Source organism: Bacillus sp. SG20033, assembly GCF_044570195.1.
Classification (GTDB): Bacteria; Bacillota; Bacilli; order Bacillales; family Bacillaceae; genus Bacillus; species Bacillus subtilis.
Map to the genome: position 1 here is coordinate 582,784 of NZ_CP172606.1, position 20,463 is coordinate 603,246.

Sequence of the window (20,463 nt, forward strand, 5' to 3'; positions counted from 1 at the left end):
GTCATACAGCAAACAAATGAGTTCTTATGTAACAACAGTGATGATTCCGCTATTAAAATGCTGCCGTCAGTGAAAAATTCCCACTAATTTTCAAAAACCTATTGACATGAGAAGATCTGTATTTTATTATTATCTCATATTTAAGATATTTTAATTCGAGATATTTGATTGAAAAGATCAGCGATCAAGCGCAACTCTAAGTGTTCAATCGTTGTCAGTTCTTTTACACAATATTCAATATGATTTTTTATAACATAATATCTCGAATTCGAGATAAAAGGGAGTGTAGCGTAATGGCTGAATTTACTCATTTAGTCAATGAAAGACGATCTGCAAGCAATTTTCTTTCAGGTCATCCAATCACAAAAGAAGATCTCAATGAGATGTTTGAATTGGTTGCATTGGCACCATCGGCTTTTAATTTGCAGCATACAAAATATGTGGCGGTTCTAGATCCGGATATCAAAGAAAAGCTGAAGCAGGCCGCAAACGGACAATATAAAGTGGTTAGCTCATCTGCGGTTCTCTTGGTATTAGGGGATAAGCAGGCATATCAACAAGCGTCCGATATCTATGAAGGTTTAAAGGTATTGGGGATATTAAATAAGCAAGAGTATGACCACATGGTACACGACACCGTTTCGTTTTATGAAAACAGGGGAGAACAATTTAAGAGAGATGAGGCGATAAGGAATGCTTCACTTTCTGCGATGATGTTTATGCTGAGTGCTAAGGAAAAAGGCTGGGATACCTGCCCGATGATCGGCTTTGATGCGGAAGCCGTAAAACGGATTTTGAACATAGACGACCAATTTGAGGTTGTCATGATGATTACGATTGGAAAAGAAAAAACAGAGAGCAGAAGACCGCGCGGCTACCGGAAGCCTGTGAATGAGTTTGTTGAGTATATGTAAAAGGAGCGGATAAAAATGGCTAAAAAAACGATGGGAATTCATCATATTACAGCGATTGTCGGTCACCCTCAAGAGAACACAGATTTCTACGCAGGAGTGCTTGGGCTTCGTTTGGTCAAGCAAACTGTCAATTTTGATGACCCAGGTACGTATCATCTTTATTTTGGGAATGAAGGCGGGAAGCCGGGAACAATCATTACCTTCTTTCCGTGGGCCGGAGCCCGCCAAGGCGTCATTGGAGACGGTCAAGTTGGCGTGACTTCGTATGTCGTGCCGAAAGGGGCTATGGCATTTTGGGAAAAGAGACTAGAAAAGTTCAACGTTCCCTACACTAAAATCGAGCGCTTTGGGGAACAATATGTAGAATTTGATGATCCTCATGGACTGCACTTAGAAATCGTGGAAAGAGAAGAAGGAGAGGCTAACACGTGGACTTTCGGAGATGTAACGCCCGATGTTGCCATTAAAGGTTTTGGGGGTGCAACCCTATTATCAGCGCAGCCTGACAAAACCGCTGACCTTTTAGAAAACATCATGGGGCTGGAACGAGTCGGCAAAGAAGGAGACTTCGTTCGTTATCGTTCCGCCGGTGATATCGGAAATGTGATTGACCTTAAGTTAACGCCTATTGGCCGCGGGCAAATGGGGGCGGGAACGGTGCATCACATCGCTTGGCGGGCTAACGATGATGAAGATCAGTTAGATTGGCAAAGATATATTGCTTCCCATGGATATGGTGTAACTCCTGTTCGGGATAGAAACTACTTTAATGCCATTTACTTCAGGGAACACGGGGAAATCCTGTTTGAAATCGCAACTGATCCCCCTGGCTTTGCACATGATGAAACACAGGATACAATGGGCGAAAAACTGATGCTGCCTGTACAATATGAACCGCATCGCACACAAATTGAACAAGGGCTGCTGCCGTTTGAAGTAAGAGAGTTAGATTGATTTGACACATAAAAAATAAAGAAACATATATTCAATTGATGATTGCTGGATACCGTCAGCAAAGAATTAGATAAAATCAAAGATGAGGAGAGATACAAATGGAAGATGCAGGACTGTTGCTTATTCGTATAATGATTGGTGTGGTGTTTTTGTTTTATGGCACACAAAAATTATTCGGCTGGTTTGGCGGATACGGGATTAAAGGAACCGGACAATGGTTCGAGTCAATTGGGGTGAAACCAGGAAACGTTGCGGCCGCTCTATCAGGTCTTGGGGAGTTAGTAAGCGGAATTCTATTTATTTTAGGCGTATTCCTCCCGCTTGGAGCTGCTATCATAACGATCATCATGTTAGGTGCTATCGTAAAAGTCCATGGAGCGAAAGGTTTTGCGAATGGCGCCGGAGGTTTTGAATATAACCTGGTGCTCATTGCAGTTTCCATAGGGGTTGCACTCATCGGTTCAGGAGCTTACGCTTTGCATTTTTAATACGAAAGTATGTAAGAACAGTTGCTGCTTGTCAGTAACTGTTCTTTTATTTTGACATTTTCGGCAAGCTTGCAGGTACTCTGCAAAGTAAAAAAGCGGATATAATAAATATAAATCAGTATAGTGAATGATACGTATTGATGAGCTTGGTTATAAAAGACAGACCTATTTGAAGGAGTAAATGGATGAAAGAGATGACAGAATTACATTCATTAGATTCTATAGATAATTTTATCAAACAGCACAAATTCAGTTTTATTTATATATCAAGGCCTGCCTGTACAGTATGTCACGCAGTCCTGCCCCAGCTCAGAATAGTATTGGATCAGTTTCCAAACATCAAATTGGGGCATATCAATGCTGACGATGTAGCAGAGGTCGCCGGCAGATTTTCAGTTTTCACCGTTCCTGTGCTTCTTTTGTTCATTGATGGGACTGAGTTTCTAAGAGAAGCCCGTTTTGTTCATTTTGAACAGCTTGAACAAAAGCTGAAAAGGGTTTATCGATTATATGAAGGCGAATAAAGAAATAAGGCAAAAAAAAGAACTCAAATGAGTTCTTTTTTTGCATCAATTTATTCTTCACTAGGCGAAGAAGGGTTATCAACCTGCCCTTGATCACTTGTATCATTATCACAACTTGCTGAAATAATAATTGAATTAGAAGGAGAGTAATCTCCTAATGTGAAATTGACACCGTAATTTTTGCTGTTCGCAGTATGGCTGTTTTGCAAGTTTTGTCCGATATCTGTATTGGCGTTTTGTGTCATTCCATTTATCGTGAGATTTGAAATGTTGATTTGAGATCGCATGCTTCAAAAACTCCTTTCACTCAGAAGTAGCCGTCATAGAGGACGCTGGCAGTCTATTTACTTCTATGATATTGCGTTTTTATATCATTGCATCAACATAATGGTAAAAATAATAGCGAGTGAATGAGTCTCTTTTGAAGATGATCAACCTATCAGCAGAAATAAAGCCGCCTGATAAAGAGGCGGCAGATCGTTATATGTCATCTATGAATTTGATGTATCGTTTTTCGTTTGCCTAAAGGATAGAATGGTCGTTTTTAATGATGAGTAGGAGCCTATAGCAGCGTAGCCATAAAACCAGCCCATAAATACGCCAGAAAAGAGGCTGTGTCGATGGCTTATGAAAACAGAAATGACAAGGCCTGTTATTAAGGCAACTGACGGTACAAAAGTTTTGGGGATTTTCAATAATATTTTGAGGATTTGGGTTATCAATATGATGATTGGAACAGCTATCACAGCATCCCAAAAGTTTGTGTGAATAATTGGAAAATCCATACGGCACCTCATGAAGTGTTCATTTCTTATGTTTACGCTAAAAGCTTGGAAAGCAGTTCTTGGACCGCATTTGTAACATGTAAGGCTTGATTGGCGGAGCTTGTTTGGCTTAAAGCATTGGATTCAAAAACCAAACCTGTATTATTCCCTCCGGAACCATCTGTCTCTTTAGAAACAGAGAAAGGGCTGATGGAGAATGCAAAACCGTTATTAAAAATGCTGTTTCCGGATATCGAATGAATATATACTGGGAATTTCATCATTCATCTCTCCTCTCTGTTATGACTGTTTATACAATATGGTGTGTGAGCAGCAATTGCTTAAACAAAACGGCAAAAACATTCAGCGAGAGACAAAAACCTGCAAAATTCCACAAGTGCCTGTTAATGCAGTTTTTTTGGGATGTTTTTTTTATTTTTTTTACCAATTTCATCAAAAATATTCTGATTGCTAGACAAATGGGCTTGTCCGTCCTTATTTATGAAATCCGGGTGAATGAGTTTTTTCAGATCCCTGACAGTTAAAGGTTTGGCGTCATCAGTTAATTCTATTCCTAATTGCCCGTTTGCCTCTAATGTCGCAATTTTGACATCTTGTATAGCCGTAACGCCGTGAAGCCGTAGCTGCATTTCAAGCTGATCAGCTGTAAGTCTCATCTTCTTTAAGTTTTCGATATGAAGCTGTCCGTTTTCAATAACAACTTTTGCTTTTCCGGTCAACATCTTTTCAATGAAGTTCGATCTCATTTGGATCCATTCTATTACGATGAGTGTTATTGTGAAAATTGCCGCCGCAATTAATGTTTTGAAAAGGCTGTACTTGATGATTGGCTGCACGATAATAGTTCCGATTGAAATCATGACAACCGTTTGAGTTGAAGTCATTTGTGCGATTGATTTCATGCCTGAAACTCTCAGCAAAATGACTCCGGCTACAATGAGAACAAGAGATTCCCAAGTGAAATTCATGCTACCACCTGACCACTGATGAATTAGATTTGTCATAGGATTGGCTTTTCTTCCGGCCAATCGCAATTTAATATATCCGAAAGGCAGTTTTTCATTCTGTCCTAAACCGAACAATATTTTTGGTATAGATGGATATATTAAACCAAACAATGATAGCAACAGGAGTTTTTTGGCCGAAACAATCTGGGAAGCGGGGAGCGCCATAACATGATTGAACTTGAAGTTGTCATTAGAACGGTTGCCAGCTTTGGCTTGCTGTTAATCGCAGAACGAATTTTAGGCAAACAGACAATCTCTCAAATGACGATTTTTGATTTTATTGCGGCGATCACACTAGGGGCGATTGCTGGTGGATTAGCTTACAATACTTCAATAAAACCGCACAATATGGCCATTTCGTTTAGTATTTTTGTGTTAACCATTTTTCTAATTTCGTTTCTGTCGATAAAGAACAGGAAGCTGAGGAAATTTTTTGCCGGCGATCCAACAGTGCTGATTCAAAACGGGAAGATACTTGAATCAAATATGAGGAAAATGCGTTACACACTTGATTATTTAAATCAGCAATTGCGGGAAAAAGAAATATTTAATATCGAAGAAGTTCTTTTTGCCATTCTTGAAACGAATGGTCAGCTGACTGTGTTAAGAAAACCGCAATTCCGGCATGTGACCAAACAGGATTTAATGATTGCGGTAAACCAAGAACACAGGCTTCCGATAGAGCTTATTATGGACGGAGAAATCATTGAGAATAATTTAAAGCAGAATCGTTTGACGGAATCCTGGCTTTTGGAAGAATTGCAAAAAAGATACATAAAGGTGAAAGAGACCGTGTACGCAGTGCTGCTGGGTAATGGGGATATTTATGTGGATCAGTATAAAGACCATATATCAGTCCCTATGGATAAGGAATGAAGGAACAATCAATCTTAAAGCCCCTTATTGAACGCAATGGTTCCAACTTGTCTTGGGTACGAAATGTGCAGAAGCCCGTTTAACAGCTGAATCTGTAACAAATGAGATTCAGTGGCTTCGGGAAGCTGAATGATTCGCTCAATTTCTCCGTAATACCGTTCACGCAGCACTTCCATTTCGGCAGGAAAAACAGGCGTGATCGTCCCTTTGATCAACAGCTGGGTTTTAGATAGTAAACGGATCGTTAATTCTTCCTCATACACACCGGGCATTTCCACAATGATAAAATTATCTTCTTCATCTTGATAAAAGTCGTAAACGAGCGTATAGGTGTTGGTATTAAAAAATTGTTCCGGGGCTTTATACTTGAGCACATTTGTCCAAAAGTCATTTTGCTTATATTCATTTGTAATCTCAAGCCACTTTCTCATTTTTTCGAGATCCATCTAGGATCCTCCTTAAATTTGGTTTGAAATCGGTGCAGAAGGGTTTCCAATTTGGTCTTGATCACTGATATCAGTATCGAGGTTCCCAGTATTTAAAAGAGAAGAAGAAGGCGAAAAATCCCCTAGAGAAAAGTTTACCCCAAAGTATTTGCTGTTCGCTGTATGGCTGTTGTGTACGGTTGGACCGACATCAATATTTCCGTTTTGTGTGACGCCGTTCACCTTAATATTTGCGATGTTAATTTGGTATGGCATAGCGAAACTCCTTTTAATCTAAAATTGGCGGTACTGGAAGCGGAGGAGCATTCATATTGGTAGTATCAGAGTTTCCGAGTTCTGTCTGATCGTTGACATCAGGATCATTTAAGAAGTTTTCCATGATTGATTCTGCAGGTGATGTATCACCGAAAGAGGAGTTGATCCCTTGGGATTTATTATTTGCGGTATGGCTGTTATGCGCGGCTTCACCTATTGTAATTGAACCATTGCCCGAAATACTGTTGATCTTTAAATAATATAGGTTGATTATTGTAGACGGCATCCCATCACACCCTTCCATCATTCTGTACAGTACATTATGCGCCGCTGCACCCAATTGTTCCTTGCATTTGCGGGCAAAACTCTATCTGGCCCTGGAGTGATGCTCGTTAGAAAAAAAGAATAAAGTTTGTCACAGCCTGAATTTCAATCTATTTGGCAAATACTTATCAGTGAATAAAAAGCCATTGATACAGTAATAAATGAATTGATTCAGTTATTCGAAATACATGAGACCCTTTAATAAAGGAAGCTGGCAAACAGGATCAGATTGAAATCATTGACAATGAAGCAAATGCCATGAAATAATACTCGTGAGTAACATTACTTGCGAGTATTATTTTTGGGGGTGGTCCTCGTTGAAAAGCAAAAAAGGACGTAAAGGAGAAGAAAGCCGGAAACGGTTACTCAAAGCTGCCGCTAATGAATTTTCGATTCGGGGATTCCATGACGCGAAGGTAAGTGAAATTGTGAAAAAAGCTGGGTTCACACAGCCTTCATTTTATCTGTACTTTCAAAGCAAAGAAGCCATCTTTGCCGAGTTAATCACCGATTTTCACTCTCGAGTCAGAAAGCTGACAGAGTCACTTCTTCTGGAAAACGGATTAAACACGGAGGATGTGTCAAAACGGGTACTGCTAGCTGTAGAGACTGTTTTTCAATTTTTGGCTGAGGACAAGGATTTAACCAAGATCGGCTTTTTTCTCAACCCGGAAGCAAAACAAATGAAAAAAGACTTGGCGATGGTTTTGAAAGAGAACTTAGAAGCAGAACAGCGGCTTGGCTATTTTCACTCTGAACTGGATATGGAAACTGTCGCTGAGTGTTTGGTCGGCATGATTGAACATTTAACCGAATCATTTTTGTTAACCGGAATCAAAGATCCGGCAAGCCTCGCAGCAGAGGTTGTGAATCTTTTAATATACGGGATGCTTCCGAAAGGGAATGACGTAAGATGATATCTATTATGATGAAAGTCAGTTTGGCAGTTTTTATGCTTGCGGGAGGCATCATAAAGGTAAGCCGCGTTCCCTTTCAAGTTGAGCATTGGCGGCATTATCAATATCCAATATGGTTTCTGACTGTTACTGGCATTCTTGAAATAGCCGGGGCACTTGCTATGACAGCGGGAATTTGGAATCGGTATGCAGCAATTGGAGCAGGTGTTCTGTTTGTCGTTCTCATGGCGGGAGCAATTCATGCGCATATGTTTCGAGCAAGACAATCGGTCATCATGGCGATACCAGCGATGATTTGTTTGATTGTTTCTATCATGATCATCCTGGGGAGTTACACGTAAGCTTTTCACTAATGTTTAAGAACAAGCCCATTGCAGGAAATCTCCTTTTCTTATCGAATAATAGAAAGTCCAGGAATTAACTGAATCAGTAAAATAGAGCTCCATTTCTGCGTTATTCGTCCGGCATCAGCTGGGCTTTTTTTATAAAGGAGGAATACAGGATGGCATTAACTTTGGAAGACATGACTGAGGAAGAGTTCGAAGCCTTTCGCGGGATGTCCGTGCAAAATTATGCGAAACAAAACATAACGTCAGGAACTTGGACGGAAAAAGAGGCGCTTGAGAAATCGGAGCAGGCATATGAGAACATGATTCCGAATGGGCGTGACAGCAGCAATCATTATTTTTGGAACATCACAAATGACCAAGGGGAAAGAATGGGCTGGCTCTGGCTGTATGCTGATCCGTTTCATCCGCAAAAGGAAGCGTTTATCTATTCCTTTGGGTTGTATGAAGCCTTTCGCGGAAAAGGACTTGCTCAATTGGCGCTTCAAACGCTTGATGAAAGAGCAAGAGAGCTTGGTGCGGAAAGGCTGGCTCTTCATGTATTTGCACACAACGAGACAGCCGTCTATCTCTATCAGAAGATGGGTTATGCCATGACCAATATACGTATGCGGAAACAGCTATAGTGAAAAGCCGCTTACGTTACCCAAATACAACATGCCTATCTGGAAGCGGTGGCAGGATACTATAAGTCATCATTAGAAACATTAATGTCATGGGAAGGCTTGAACATATAAAGAAAAAGGACAACAGCTGTTGTCCTTTTCAATGCCGCTTGAACTTTCTCCCTCAGTCTTTTTTGTCTTGATGATCCAGCTCTTTTATTCGTTTCGTAAGCTCATTGAAAGCCTGATCAAGCTCCTTATACCCTTTATCATTTGGCGTCATAAAACTGAGTTTTCCCAGCACTTCTTGTCTTTCTGTCTCAAGCTTTAATCGAAGCTCTTCCCGCTCATTTCTTTCAGAAGGAGCGGCGTCATTTAACTGCTTTTCGATGCCGTTGTTTGAGATGACGAGTTTACTGTTTGTTGTTTTTTCGAGAAAGTATCGGTCATGTGAAACCGCCAGCAATGTGCCGCTGTATTGTGACAGTGTTTCTTCCAGTTGTTCGCGTGAAGGCAGGTCGAGATGGTTTGTCGGCTCATCTAAAATCAGCACGTCTTTTTCCTCCAGAATATATGCCATCAGCTTGATCTTTACACGCTCACCCATACTCATATGCTTGATCGGTTCAGTCCATTGGGCAGCTGTAAAACCTAAGTGTCTCATCAGATTTTGAACGTGCCCTCTTGCTTTAAATGTTTCATTCTCAAATAACTCTTCCGGTGTTTGTTCTAAAGGCAAATCAAACACCTCCTGCGTTAAATAGCCGATGTTTGCAGACGGCGACACCCATACACTTCCTTCTGCTGTTTCCTGTCCCAGAATGATGTTCAGTAATGTCGTTTTTCCGCTGCCATTGGGGCCTATGATCGCAACCTTTTCGCCGTGCTGAATCGTAAAGTTTGCGTTTTTAAAGAGGGTCCTTTCTCCAAACGCTTTTGTTACATTCTGAACTTCTAAAAAACGTTTTCCTGTTTTGTGGGTTGTATCGATTGAAAAGCGGACTGTATATTCTGGGGTAACGGGTTCCGCCTTTGCTTTTTCCAGCTCTTTTTCAAGCCGCTTCTGCTTGGATTTTATTTGGGCATCCGTACGCTTCGCTTTTACCCGGTGATATTCTTTAAACCCTTCCTTTTTCGTCGATTGGGCATGGGCTTTTTCCGACCAAGAAGCGAGCTCATTCATTTGTGCTTCAATCCGTTCAACCATTTTTTGCTGCTTTTCATATTCACGCTGCTGGGTGAGTCTTTTCTTCTCCCGGAACTTCATATACCCGGAGTAATTCCCTTTGAATTCAATCAGCGTCTGGTCCTCAAGCGACCATATTTTTGTTGCGGCTTCGTCTAAAAAATATCGATCGTGAGAAACGAGAATCACAGTGCCGCTATAATGTTTCAGCTGTTGGATGAGAAATTGCAGGCTTTTTTCATCAAGGTGGTTTGTCGGTTCATCTAACAGCAGCAGATCTGCATCCTCTGATAGTCCTTTCGCCAGCCGCGCTTTCAGTTTTTCACCGCCGCTTAACTGATGAAAATCACGAAGAGGCACATGCCATTTCTCCAGTAACTTCTTTTCGGCAGGTGTCTGATCCGCAAAGGAATACGCCGCGGTTTCCTGTTCAACCAAAGCCAGTTTTATATCCTTCCGAAGGATTTGACCCTGTGCAGGGGCTAAGTCATTGTGAATGAGGTGCAGCAGCGTAGATTTCCCAGCGCCGTTTTTTCCGATAATCCCAATGATATCTCCTTGCTGAACACTGGCATTTACCTTTTTAAAAACAGTCAGATCCTTTACTTCATAGCTAACGTTTGTTAATGTTACGATCTCTTTCATCCATATCCCTCGCTTTAAAGGGAGAATAAAAAAATCCTCCCAAATGTGTTGGAAGGATTAGCCGTGCCTGTGCATGATCAAATAAGCTATTTTTTATAAATAGCAGTGTCGTATATATAGAAAATGGGCAGACTAATCCTATTTTTTGATTTGAAATATTGATTTCAAACGGTAAAAATAAGATTAGTTAATCATTGTCCACCCATCATCCCTTCTTGTTTTGATTACAAACACTATAGCATACCTTCAAATTCAAAAGCAAAGGTCATTTTCATCAAAAAAACTCCTGCTCTCATTTTTGAGGCAGGAGTTTCGAGTGTTATTGATGCTTCGCTTTTCTCACTTTATAAATCACAATCAGCAAAATAAACCAAACCGGTGTGACAAATAAGGAAACACGAGTATCCTGTGCCAGTGCCAGCACAACCAGAACAAACGCCAGGAACGCAAGAATCAGGTAATTTGTAAACGGATAAAGCGGAAGCTTAAACTTGTTTGTTTTCGCTAATTCAGGTCTTGTTTTGCGGTATTTCATATGGCAGATGACCGTAATCCCCCAAATATAGATAAAGCATACGGTTGAAATACTTGTGATCAGGGTGAATACGCCTTCTGGCATGATGTAGTTTAACGTAACACCGATTAAAATCACGATAGCTGAAAAGAATAAAGCATTTCTAGGCACTTTACGCTGAGTCAGTTTCGCCATTGACTCAGGCGCATTGTGATCTTTCGCCAGGGAATAGACCATACGGCTTGTACTGAATACAGCGCTGTTGCACGCTGAAGCAGCGGATGTCAACACAACAAAGTTGATAATACTTGCAGCCCCGACGATGCCAACCGCGACAAATACTTGTACGAATGGGCTTTCGCTGGGATTGATGACATCCCAAGGATAGATGCTCATAATCACGAGAAGAGCCCCGATATAAAAAAGCAGCACACGGACAGGGATATTGTTGATCGCCTTAGGGATTACTTTTTCAGGGTTTTCTGTTTCACCGGCCGTAAGCCCGACAAGCTCAATGCCGACAAAAGCAAACACAACCATCTGGAACGAGAGGATAAACCCGTGCATGCCATTCGGGAACAGGCCTCCGTGGCTCCAGAGGTTTGTGAAGCTGGACACTCCTGAGCTTGTGGAAAAGCCTTTGAAAATCATCACAAGGCCAATGACGATTAACGCCAAAATGGCAATGACTTTAATCAAAGCAAACCAAAATTCTAATTCTCCAAAAAGCTTGACTGTCGCCAGGTTCATAATCAGTAAAATAATAAGAGCGATCAAGCCGGGCACCCATTGCGGCACACCCGGGAGCCAATATTGAGTGTAGAGCCCGACTGCTGTCAGATCAGCCATCGCAATGGAAATCCAGCAGAACCAATATGTCCAGCCGGTGATAAATGCTGCCATATCGCCTAGGTAGTCTTGTACAAAATCCACAAAAGAGTGATAGTTCAAGTTTGATAACAGCAGTTCACCCAGCGATCTCATAATTAAAAAGCAAATGATCCCTGTGATCATATAAGCAAATAAAATCGAAGGTCCGGCAAAATGAATCGATTTGCCCGAGCCGAGAAATAAGCCTGTCCCAATGGCTCCGCCGATGGCGATGAGCTGGATATGCCTGTTTTTCAAGCCTCTCTGCAACGTTTGCTGATTTATATTGTCTTTCGTCATGTCGTCTGTCACTTTATGTGTTCCTCCATTGAAAATTGTTTATTGAGTCAGCAATCTATTTTTAATGATTATTATAACACTAAAATTTCTATCTTTTTTACTAAAAAAGGATTGATGAAAAGAATTTTAATGTGATTTGGACTATTTCCCGAAAAAAGCGGCTCCATTTAGGGAGCCGCTTTCTTATGCTTTTTCAGTTTTTTTCATAAACAGGTAGAGCCCATAATCTGTCGGTGCGGATGCGTAGCCTGCCTGCCGCAGCATTGCTGTGATATTGCCGCGGTGGTATGTCCCGTGATTGACAACGTGGGGAAGCAGTTCGGAAACAGTTGATTTCATGATTCCGCTTGAGGGATTTTGAATCTGGAGTGGCTTATTGAGCTGTTCTTTTTGCTGTAAAAATAGTGTAAAGCGCTCGGATAACCTCAGAAAAAGGTCTTCCATTTCCTCTATTTCTTTTGCCTCTGTCTGTTCTTTAAGCTGTTCAGCTAAAGCCAACGCATCGCTCAAGGTTTTGCCGGAAAACACTTCAATCCAGCCGAGATCAGAAAGATAAACATGAGACAATACATGGGATATTGACGGAAACACGCTTTGAATTTCTTGATGGTATACCTCTTTTGGAAGCTCTTTTAATCGGTTGAATATTTGTTGATTGGCCCAGACGTTATATTCATACAATTTGAACGCCAAATCTGACATGTTAAAATTCCCCCTTTCATGTGTATAGCTTCTATTATACACGAACGTGAGTTCTCGTGTAGAGTGCCCGTGAATAAAATTTGTTGACATATATAGTTTAGAGGAATAAACTAATTGACATTGAACATAAAGTTTAGCGGGGTAAACTATAATGAGGAGGGGAAGATATTGAATGAACAAAAGCTATGTCAGGCGATAAACCTGTTTGTGGAAGTCCTGCTTGAAGGGACAGAATTTGTGCATCGTGAAATCAATCAGGATGTCTTCAAGCATATCTCAAGGGAACAGGCAGACCTGTTGAAAATTTTAAAAGTCAAGGGCCCAACCTCTCCCGGCAGCCTGGCTATGTACCAAAATGTACATAAGAGCGCGATCTCTAACAGACTGAAAAAGCTGCTCGAAAAGGGATTGGTTCAATGGGACGACTGTCCGGCAAAAAGTGATAGGCGCTCTAAGCTTATTAACATTACACCCAGTGGTGAACACATACTAGAAGAATTAGATTCTGCCATCTTTAACGCGCTCAAACCGCTGATTGATGATATAGATGAGGAACACTTACATTCCATCATTGAGATATTCACCATTTTAAAAAGCAAATTTAAAGGAGGAGATTCTGCCTAATGAGAGCAATCATCAAATTCAAGTGGGCAATTGCAGCCATAGTATTAGCACTTACCGTCGTTTTGAGTTTGTTTTCTCCGAACTTAACGGAGCTGGCCAATCAAAAGGGGCAGGCCCAGCTTCCCGCTGATGCTGTTTCGGAAAGGGCAAACGCCATTTTAAAACAAGCGGGAGAAGACAATAATTCGATCAGTGTTGTCTTTACATTAGACAACGCTATAAAGAAAGAAACAGAGAATCAGCTCCGGATAATGATTGATAAAATTAAAAAGATCGACGGTGTAGAAGAGGTAACATCTCCTCTGTCAGCGGAAAAAGAAGTCAAAGACCAGTTGATGTCGAAAGACAAGAAAACCGTTCTCATGCCTATCACGATTACAGGTTCTGATAAAAAGGCGGAAAAAATTGCGGACGAGATTTATCAAATCGTTCCTGATGACTTGACGGCATATATTACGGGAGCTTCCCTTATCAACCAGGATTTCGCTCACAGCTCAGAGGAAGGGCTTAAGAAAACGGAAGTGATCACAGTCTGCCTGATCATCGGTTTACTGTTGATCGTGTTCCGATCTGTTGTGACGCCTTTTATCCCGATTGTGGTTGTCGGTTTTTCTTATCTGATCAGTCAATCCATACTGGGCATCCTTGTATACAATGTTGATTTTCCAATCTCGACGTTTACGCAAACCTTCTTAGTCGCGATCTTGTTCGGCATTGGAACAGATTACTGCATACTGCTTCTTACACGATTCCGTGAAGAATTGGCAAACGGGCATGATAAAAAAGAAGCGGCGCTTATCGCTTACCGCACAGGGGGAAAAACCTTATTTATCAGCGGATTTGCGGTATTGATCGGATTTTCCGCCTTAGGATTTGCGAAGTTTGCGATTTTCCAATCCGCAGTAGGGGTAGCAGTCGGTGTGGGAATTTTAATGATCATCCTCTACACACTGCTGCCATTATTTATGGTGACGCTGGGTGAAAAATTATTCTGGCCTTCTAAGAAAGTGCTGTCACACAGTGATAACAAACTATGGGCGTTTCTCGGCAGACACTCCGTTGCGCGTCCGTTTCTTTTCATTGTCATCACGGTGGTGATTACGCTTCCGTTCATCTTGACCTATGATGACCAGATTTCATTCGACTCAACTGCGGAAATCAGCAGCGATTATAAATCTATAAAAGCTCTCGAGGTCATTAAGGATGGATTCGGGGAAGGAAAAGCGTTCCCGATCAATGTTGTCGTAAAAGGAGACAAAGATCTTACAACAGCTGATACAATTCCCTATCTAGGAAATATCAGCAAAGCGATCGAGAAAGTTGATCATGTTGACTCTGTGATGACCATTACGCAGCCGACTGGTGAAAAAATCAAAGATTTATATATTGATAACCAGCTAGGATCGGTTTCAGACGGGCTGGATAAGACGGTAAAAGGGATTGCCGATGTCCAAAGCGGATTAACGGATATAGAAAACGGACTGAATCAAATGGCAGGGCAAACCGGCTCGGCCTCAAATGGAGGGTCTGGCGGTTCACTGGGCGATGCGGCAGATGGCTTGGGCAAAATCAATCAGCAGCTGCAGCTCGTGAGCAAACAGATTTCCCAAACCGGCAATACCGCACAGACCGTGCAGCAGCTTACGGCAATCAGCGGACAGCTTGGCCAGATTCAAACCGGTCTTGAACAAGCGAACCAGCAGCTCTCAGGCCAGCAGGCACAAGCCGGAACGCTGACAGAAAGTCTGAAGAAGCTGTCCGAAGGCGTGAGGAGCGCAAATCAGGGCCTGACGAAAGTCTCTGACGGTATTACAGCTTCCAGTGATATGTTAGAGGACATGAGCAAAAGTCCAACTGTAAGAGATACAGGCATATTCATTCCTGATCAAGTAATGAAGGACAAAGACTTTAAGAAGTCAATTGACCAGTATTCCTTTGCAGACGGCAAAGGTGTTCAATTAAGTGTCGTTCTGGATTCAAATCCGTACTCAGAACAAGCTATTGCGACAATAAACCAAATCAAAAAAGCTGTCGCAAACGAAGTTGACGGCACTCCTTTGGAGGATGCACAGATCGTATACGGCGGGGTCACGAGTATGAATGCGGACTTAAAGGAGCTGTCCACAACGGACTTCTCCAGAACAATGGTGATTATGATTATAGGCCTGTTTATCGTGTTAACCATTTTGTTCCGCTCAATGATCATGCCGATTTATATGATCGCGTCATTGCTGCTGACGTACTATACTTCGATATCCATAACAGAATTAATTTTTGTAAACGGCTTAGGAAACGCGGGTGTCAGCTGGGCAGTGCCATTCTTCAGCTTTGTCATCTTGATCGCGTTAGGGGTAGATTATTCGATCTTCTTGCTGGATCGATTTAAGGAAGAGGTGCACCTTGGCATTGAGCAAGGTGTCGTCAGGTCAATGAGCAAAATGGGATCTGTCATTATTACAGCTGCCATTATATTGGCCGGTACGTTCGCGGCGATGATGCCTTCAGGTGTTAATACACTGATGCAGGTGGCAAGTGTTATCATCATCGGGCTCTTGCTTTACGGCCTTGTCATTCTTCCGCTTTTCATCCCGGCAATCATTGCGACCTTTGGAGAAGGAAACTGGTGGCCGTTCGGCAGGAAGAAAGGAAAAGAGTAATCGAGAGAAGAGTGATGAATGGTCATCACTCTTTTTTCATGATCTAAACGACGAACTTCAGTCGTGTTACCCAAAAAAGGTCAGACGATCAAACGGCGGCTGTACTTAAAAACAAAGAGCCCGGAAAACATTCCCGGGCTCTTTGTTTTATTTCCATTCTGCAATTGTATCAATCGGCAGACGGTAGGAAGCATAGCCTTCGTCTGCTGCTTTTCCGATAGAAAGTAGCATAACCGGTACATAACGTTCTTTATCTAATCCGAAGGTTTCCGCGATGTTTTCTTTATCGTATCCGCCGATCGGGTTTGTATCATAGCCATGCGCGCGTGCAGTCAGCATCAGCTGCATGGAAACGAGACCTCCGTCAATCAGGATCGTTTCACGGTTGACCTGTGCCGGAAGCTTTTCAAAATGTGCGGTCAGCGCAGCGATTTGTCTGTCTTTGACCTCCTGCGGCATGTAACCAAGTTCCACGGCTTTTGAATAGATTTCTTCTAAGTAGTCTGCATTGTTCATGTCTGCAAATACAGCGATGACAGCAGATGATGTTGTGACCTGTGTTTGGTTAAAGCTTGCAAGCGGTGCGAGCTTTTCTTTTCCTTCCGGGCTGTCAATGACAAGAAAACGCCATGGCTGCGCGTTAACAGAAGATGGGGCAGTTGTTGCTTCCTCTAAGATCTCTGTCATTTCTTCTTTGCTGATTTTTACTGCCGGATCATAGTTGCGGATAGAACGGCGGCCTTTCATAATTTCCATAAAATCGTTTGTTTTGATCATGTTGATACACTCCTCTTAAGCTTCGATATTATTTATATTGTTTCGCATGCGCGCCAGCACATCAATGAGCAGGCGGCGTTCTTCTGCGCTTACATTTGCGAGCATTTCCTTCATGAAACGCTCCTTTTCCTTCTTAGAAGACTCAATTCGCTCTCTTCCTTGGTCTGTTAACCGAACAAGGGTGATGCGGTTGTCCTCAGGCTTGCGCCGCCTTGATACCATGCCTTTGGCTTCCAGCTGTTTCAGATGTCTGGTAACGGCTGCGCTATCAATATTTACTTTTTTTTGAAGGTCGCTTTGACTGATCTCATCTGCATGATAAAGCAATGTCAGCAATTCCAAACGAGATTGGCTGATGCCCGTGCATGCCTCGAACTTCACGCCAATCACCTTGTTCACGCCTTGCAGCTGATATAAAATCTCGGCTTCCTCTGAACAAAATGACGCCAAAACCCATCCCTTCTTTCCTGTCAAAACTATTAATTGATATATCAATGATTGACATATCAATTAATATACAACGATTGATTTCATCTTGCAAGCCATTTGCACTCTAGAAAAACCTCCCAGCGTATAAAATTCGCTAGGCTAGAACTTAGATAAAAAGCTGGCCGCTTCTTCAGATGATGCTGGTCACGATGATTCCCTGCATCATTCCATTTATAGGTGTTCGGAATATCACTTTGCCGAGCACGTGCTCAAGCGGCTTTCACAGGCTGAAAGTTATGATACAATATACAAATGTTTCACAGCTTCAATCCATTGTTGGAGCTGACATCCATTATATAAGGGACTAGGTTGAAGGGAAGGTTTGATAACATGCTGCACAATCCAACTGGAAAAGAACGCTTGGCACTAGCGTTTCTGCTCGGCATGCTTGCTATATTGGGCCCGCTTAATATAGATATGTATTTGCCAAGTTTTCCTGAAATCGCGGAAGATTTATCAGCAAGTGCTTCACTTGTTCAGTTAAGTTTAACAGCCTGTCTGGTCGGACTTACGATCGGCCAGCTGATTGTCGGGCCGGTCAGCGATGCGCAGGGAAGACGAAAACCGCTATTAATCTGTATTTTTTTATTTGCGTTATCTTCTCTGTTTTGTGCACTGTCGCCCAATATAACAACTTTAGTGGCTGCGCGTTTTTTACAGGGCTTCACTGCTTCTGCAGGGCTTGTGCTGTCTCGCGCAATCGTCCGCGATGTGTTTACCGGAAGAGAGCTTTCTAAATTTTTCTCGCTGTTAATGGTCATTACCGCGGTGGCGCCAATGGTTGCGCCTATGACAGGCGGTGCCATTTTGCTTTTGCCGTTCGCAACGTGGCATACAATTTTTCACGTTCTCATGATCATCGGATTTTTACTAGTTCTTCTGATTGCATTGAGGTTAAAAGAAACGCTTCCGCCGGAAAAACGGATTCCAAGCTCAATCGGAACATCCGTCAAAACGATGGGCAGCCTGCTGAAGGATCGGTCCTTTATGGGGTACGCGTTAACTGTCGGATTTATTCACGGGGGAAGCTTTGCATATGTGTCTGGTACGCCTTTTGTATACCAGGATATCTACGGGGTGTCTCCACAGGTATTTAGTATTCTTTTTGGCATTAACGGGCTGGCGATTATATCGGGCAGCTTTATCATCGGGCGCTTTGGCGGAATCATTCATGAAAAAAGCCTGCTTCGTATAGCGGTCATTACGGCTGTGATTGCGACGGCTGTGCTATTAACCATGACCATGATTCACGGTCCTCTTGCTACATTAGTCATATCCATTTTCATTTACATGATTACGATCGGCATGGTTCTGACCAGCACGTTTACCCTGGCCATGGAAAAGCAGGGGCACCGCGCCGGAAGTGCAAGTGCGCTGCTTGGAATGCTCCCGCTGCTCCTCGGTTCAATCGTGTCACCGCTTGTAGGCATTAATGAGACAACAGCTGTTCCGATGGGAGCGATCATGTTTGTGACAGCTGTCATCGGCTCACTGGCGTTTTTTGGATTAACGAAAGAACGAGTAGGGCAGAATTCACAAAAAAACCTGACATGACGTCAGGTTTTTTGTTTTATTTAGAATAACAACAGCAGGCCTGCAATCGCCGGAGTCAAAAAGATGGCTGATTTCAAAACCACCTTTGGCATGAGGTTGGTGAATTTCGCGCCTACATAGGCACCGCACATTGTCCCGACCAGAACTTTGATCAGCAATACATAATCAACAAAACCTTCTGTGATATATCCGATCCCTCCACCTACAGCCAGAGGGATGATCACAAGCATCGTCGTTCCGACAGAATGGCGAATGGACAGATTCAGCATAATCATTAAACCAATTTGAATAAAAGGTGCCGACCCAATGCCGAATGTGCCGGAAAGAACGCCGGCTGCAATTCCTAAGATGACCGCTCTCGTATACGTTGAAAGAGTGCTTTGATTCACTTGAGCCTTCTCTTTTAAAATAAATAATCTGATTAAAATGAGAATTGCTGATAAAAATAACATTCCAGCCGTCAAATAATGAAGCAAATCAGCCGGAATAAAAGATGTCAGCTTGGCGCCGAAAAATGAGCCAACTGCAGCAAAGCCTCCGACTATTAAGCCGATTTTCATTTGAATGTTGCCCTCGCGATAGTGGCTGTATGCCCCTGATAAGCTTGTAAAAGCCATGCCGGCAAGTGAAGTGCCTAAAGCCGTATGAATCGGGATATGGAAAAGAAGCGTTAAAAGGGCAATGACAAAGCCGGCTCCACCGGCGCCAATAAAGCCTAAAATAATTCCTAGAAGAAACATAACAAGAATAATGAGCATATTTTTTCCTCCATTGAAAAGATGTAAAAATGTAAACGTGCGCTATTCTGGCGGAGGTATGGTGTCCTATTGACGAAGAAAAACACGACGTTTTTTCAGTTGCCAGTAGTCCGTCGACCGTCGTTCAGCAAACATATCGTACCTCAAATTCAGGGATCTGACAAGGCAGTTTGTTGCTTCCCATTACCATCTGTTATATGATTTTGATGAAGAAAAGCCCTTGAATATATTCAAAAGAGGTATTATATATGGACGATTTTAAATTAGATAAGCCGACTCCCTACTACCTGCAATTTTATAACCAGCTAAAAAAAATGATCTTTAACGGGACTTTTAAGCCTGGGGAACGGATAAACGAAACACAGCTGGCGAAAAGCTTTGGTGTCAGCCGCTCTCCGATAAGGGAAGCCATGCGATTGCTTGAGAAAGATGGTTTGTTAAAAGCAGATGACCGAAATGGTTTTTCGATCACGTCATTAACGGCAAAAGATGTAGATGAGATTTATAAAATCAGAATTCCGCTGGAGCAGCTGGCAGTCGAATTAGTCATAGATGAAGCGGACGAAGAAGAGCTGACCATACTCCAAAAACAGCTTGAAGAAACAGAGAAGGCGATTCACAACGGCACGGAAGATACGGAAATCATTCGTTTAAATCAAAAATTTCATGAGCTGCTGGTTGATTTCAGCCATAACAGACATTTGAAAAATTTGCTTGAGCATGTAAATGACCTGATTCATTTTTGCAGAATCCTTAATTATACCGGCGACCACCGTGCAGAAACGATACTGCGTGAGCACCGCAGGATATTTGAAGAAGTGAAAAAGAAAAACAAAGAAGCAGCCAAACAACATGTACTGGCTCATTTCAATCATGACTGTGAGCATTTGAAGCATGTGCTTGAAGAAGGTAAAGAGAATTGATTTCTATGATCTGGTACCAAGG

Annotated in this window: 25 protein-coding genes; 12 read left to right on the forward strand and 13 right to left on the reverse strand. The window is 42.3% G+C overall.

Annotated features, from left to right (window positions below; genetic code table 11):
• Positions 1-293: 293 nt before the first annotated feature.
• The 4 genes from ACFVP7_RS03030 to ACFVP7_RS03045 all read left to right on the forward strand — a co-directional run bounded on the left by ACFVP7_RS03030 (position 294) and on the right by ACFVP7_RS03045 (position 2,880).
• Positions 294-914 (forward strand): nitroreductase family protein, encoded by a 621-nt coding sequence (locus tag ACFVP7_RS03030; RefSeq protein WP_338732468.1) that lies wholly within the window; start codon positions 294-296, stop codon positions 912-914.
• A gap of 15 nt (positions 915-929) precedes the next feature.
• Complete coding sequence (locus ACFVP7_RS03035) at positions 930-1,868, forward strand: ring-cleaving dioxygenase (RefSeq protein WP_063336268.1); 939 nt, start codon at positions 930-932, stop codon at positions 1,866-1,868.
• Between the two features lie 98 nt (positions 1,869-1,966).
• On the forward strand, positions 1,967-2,356 hold the full coding sequence (locus tag ACFVP7_RS03040; RefSeq protein WP_003234169.1) for a DoxX family protein: 390 nt from the start codon (positions 1,967-1,969) through the stop codon (positions 2,354-2,356).
• 185 nt (positions 2,357-2,541) lie between these two features.
• Positions 2,542-2,880, forward strand: a complete 339-nt coding sequence (locus tag ACFVP7_RS03045; protein WP_024572376.1) for a thioredoxin family protein — start codon at positions 2,542-2,544, stop codon at positions 2,878-2,880.
• Between the two features lie 50 nt (positions 2,881-2,930).
• Here the strand turns inward: ACFVP7_RS03045 and ACFVP7_RS03050 are convergent, their stop codons facing one another.
• From ACFVP7_RS03050 to ACFVP7_RS03065, 4 genes are all read right to left on the reverse strand, one after another.
• The gene (locus ACFVP7_RS03050) at positions 2,931-3,167 is read right to left on the reverse strand and encodes a spore germination protein (RefSeq protein WP_015482867.1); all 237 of its coding nucleotides are present in this window, start codon (positions 3,165-3,167) and stop codon (positions 2,931-2,933) included.
• 204 nt (positions 3,168-3,371) lie between these two features.
• The gene (locus ACFVP7_RS03055) at positions 3,372-3,665 is read right to left on the reverse strand and encodes a hypothetical protein (protein ID WP_041517676.1); all 294 of its coding nucleotides are present in this window, start codon (positions 3,663-3,665) and stop codon (positions 3,372-3,374) included.
• Between the two features lie 32 nt (positions 3,666-3,697).
• A complete protein-coding gene (locus tag ACFVP7_RS03060) occupies positions 3,698-3,928 on the reverse strand; it encodes a spore germination protein (protein ID WP_070548621.1) in 231 nt (76 codons plus the stop codon).
• A 120-nt stretch (positions 3,929-4,048) separates the two neighbouring features.
• Entirely contained in the window at positions 4,049-4,633 is a 585-nt protein-coding gene (locus ACFVP7_RS03065) for a DUF421 domain-containing protein (RefSeq protein WP_254491392.1), read from the reverse strand.
• 207 nt (positions 4,634-4,840) lie between these two features.
• On the opposite strand from ACFVP7_RS03065, the gene ACFVP7_RS03070 reads away from it, so the two are divergent.
• Complete coding sequence (locus ACFVP7_RS03070) at positions 4,841-5,548, forward strand: DUF421 domain-containing protein (protein ID WP_338732480.1); 708 nt, start codon at positions 4,841-4,843, stop codon at positions 5,546-5,548.
• Between the two features lie 14 nt (positions 5,549-5,562).
• Here ACFVP7_RS03070 and cotP read toward each other — a convergent pair whose 3' ends face one another.
• From cotP to ACFVP7_RS03085, 3 genes are read right to left on the reverse strand one after another with little or no spacing between them, the layout of a single operon-like run.
• The gene (cotP, locus tag ACFVP7_RS03075) at positions 5,563-5,994 is read right to left on the reverse strand and encodes a spore coat protein CotP (protein ID WP_046160102.1); all 432 of its coding nucleotides are present in this window, start codon (positions 5,992-5,994) and stop codon (positions 5,563-5,565) included.
• 12 nt (positions 5,995-6,006) lie between these two features.
• A complete protein-coding gene (locus ACFVP7_RS03080; protein ID WP_338732481.1) occupies positions 6,007-6,249 on the reverse strand; it encodes a spore germination protein in 243 nt (80 codons plus the stop codon).
• Between the two features lie 13 nt (positions 6,250-6,262).
• Positions 6,263-6,535 (reverse strand): spore germination protein, encoded by a 273-nt coding sequence (locus tag ACFVP7_RS03085; protein WP_021481644.1) that lies wholly within the window; start codon positions 6,533-6,535, stop codon positions 6,263-6,265.
• Positions 6,536-6,890: 355 nt separating this feature from the next.
• Between ACFVP7_RS03085 and ACFVP7_RS03090 the strand changes: the two genes are divergently transcribed.
• The 3 genes from ACFVP7_RS03090 to ACFVP7_RS03100 all read left to right on the forward strand — a co-directional run bounded on the left by ACFVP7_RS03090 (position 6,891) and on the right by ACFVP7_RS03100 (position 8,463).
• On the forward strand, positions 6,891-7,490 hold the full coding sequence (locus ACFVP7_RS03090) for a TetR/AcrR family transcriptional regulator (protein ID WP_128737554.1): 600 nt from the start codon (positions 6,891-6,893) through the stop codon (positions 7,488-7,490).
• A complete protein-coding gene (locus tag ACFVP7_RS03095; protein WP_129137479.1) occupies positions 7,487-7,831 on the forward strand; it encodes a DoxX family protein in 345 nt (114 codons plus the stop codon). The genes ACFVP7_RS03090 and ACFVP7_RS03095 overlap by 4 nt, the downstream gene beginning before the upstream one ends.
• A gap of 161 nt (positions 7,832-7,992) precedes the next feature.
• Complete coding sequence (locus ACFVP7_RS03100) at positions 7,993-8,463, forward strand: GNAT family N-acetyltransferase (protein WP_085186826.1); 471 nt, start codon at positions 7,993-7,995, stop codon at positions 8,461-8,463.
• Between the two features lie 163 nt (positions 8,464-8,626).
• Here the strand turns inward: ACFVP7_RS03100 and vmlR are convergent, their stop codons facing one another.
• The 3 genes from vmlR to dinB all read right to left on the reverse strand — a co-directional run bounded on the left by vmlR (position 8,627) and on the right by dinB (position 12,659).
• Positions 8,627-10,273, reverse strand: a complete 1,647-nt coding sequence (vmlR, locus tag ACFVP7_RS03105) for an ABC-F type ribosomal protection protein VmlR (RefSeq protein ID WP_338732488.1) — start codon at positions 10,271-10,273, stop codon at positions 8,627-8,629.
• 319 nt (positions 10,274-10,592) lie between these two features.
• The gene (locus tag ACFVP7_RS03110; protein ID WP_014475969.1) at positions 10,593-11,969 is read right to left on the reverse strand and encodes an amino acid permease; all 1,377 of its coding nucleotides are present in this window, start codon (positions 11,967-11,969) and stop codon (positions 10,593-10,595) included.
• A 171-nt stretch (positions 11,970-12,140) separates the two neighbouring features.
• The gene (gene dinB, locus ACFVP7_RS03115; protein WP_077671250.1) at positions 12,141-12,659 is read right to left on the reverse strand and encodes a damage-inducible protein DinB; all 519 of its coding nucleotides are present in this window, start codon (positions 12,657-12,659) and stop codon (positions 12,141-12,143) included.
• A gap of 168 nt (positions 12,660-12,827) precedes the next feature.
• Between dinB and ACFVP7_RS03120 the strand changes: the two genes are divergently transcribed.
• Entirely contained in the window at positions 12,828-13,283 is a 456-nt protein-coding gene (locus tag ACFVP7_RS03120) for a MarR family transcriptional regulator (protein WP_130573279.1), read from the forward strand.
• Positions 13,283-15,940, forward strand: coding sequence for an MMPL family transporter (locus ACFVP7_RS03125; protein WP_396582962.1), 2,658 nt, complete (start codon positions 13,283-13,285; stop codon positions 15,938-15,940). The genes ACFVP7_RS03120 and ACFVP7_RS03125 overlap by 1 nt, the downstream gene beginning before the upstream one ends.
• A gap of 147 nt (positions 15,941-16,087) precedes the next feature.
• Here the strand turns inward: ACFVP7_RS03125 and ACFVP7_RS03130 are convergent, their stop codons facing one another.
• Both ACFVP7_RS03130 and ACFVP7_RS03135 read right to left on the reverse strand, forming a co-directional pair.
• Positions 16,088-16,717 (reverse strand): nitroreductase family protein, encoded by a 630-nt coding sequence (locus ACFVP7_RS03130; protein ID WP_003234135.1) that lies wholly within the window; start codon positions 16,715-16,717, stop codon positions 16,088-16,090.
• Positions 16,718-16,732: 15 nt separating this feature from the next.
• Positions 16,733-17,227, reverse strand: coding sequence for a MarR family transcriptional regulator (locus ACFVP7_RS03135; protein WP_167568892.1), 495 nt, complete (start codon positions 17,225-17,227; stop codon positions 16,733-16,735).
• 309 nt (positions 17,228-17,536) lie between these two features.
• Here ACFVP7_RS03135 and ACFVP7_RS03140 point away from each other — a divergent pair, with 309 nt between their 5' ends.
• On the forward strand, positions 17,537-18,760 hold the full coding sequence (locus ACFVP7_RS03140) for an MFS transporter (RefSeq protein ID WP_101172155.1): 1,224 nt from the start codon (positions 17,537-17,539) through the stop codon (positions 18,758-18,760).
• A gap of 20 nt (positions 18,761-18,780) precedes the next feature.
• Here ACFVP7_RS03140 and ACFVP7_RS03145 read toward each other — a convergent pair whose 3' ends face one another.
• Positions 18,781-19,518: a sulfite exporter TauE/SafE family protein gene (locus tag ACFVP7_RS03145; protein ID WP_041336928.1), complete on the reverse strand. Its 738-nt coding sequence runs from the start codon at positions 19,516-19,518 to the stop codon at positions 18,781-18,783.
• A gap of 248 nt (positions 19,519-19,766) precedes the next feature.
• Between ACFVP7_RS03145 and ACFVP7_RS03150 the strand changes: the two genes are divergently transcribed.
• A complete protein-coding gene (locus ACFVP7_RS03150) occupies positions 19,767-20,441 on the forward strand; it encodes a GntR family transcriptional regulator (RefSeq protein WP_120027833.1) in 675 nt (224 codons plus the stop codon).
• The last annotated feature ends 22 nt before the right edge of the window (positions 20,442-20,463 follow it).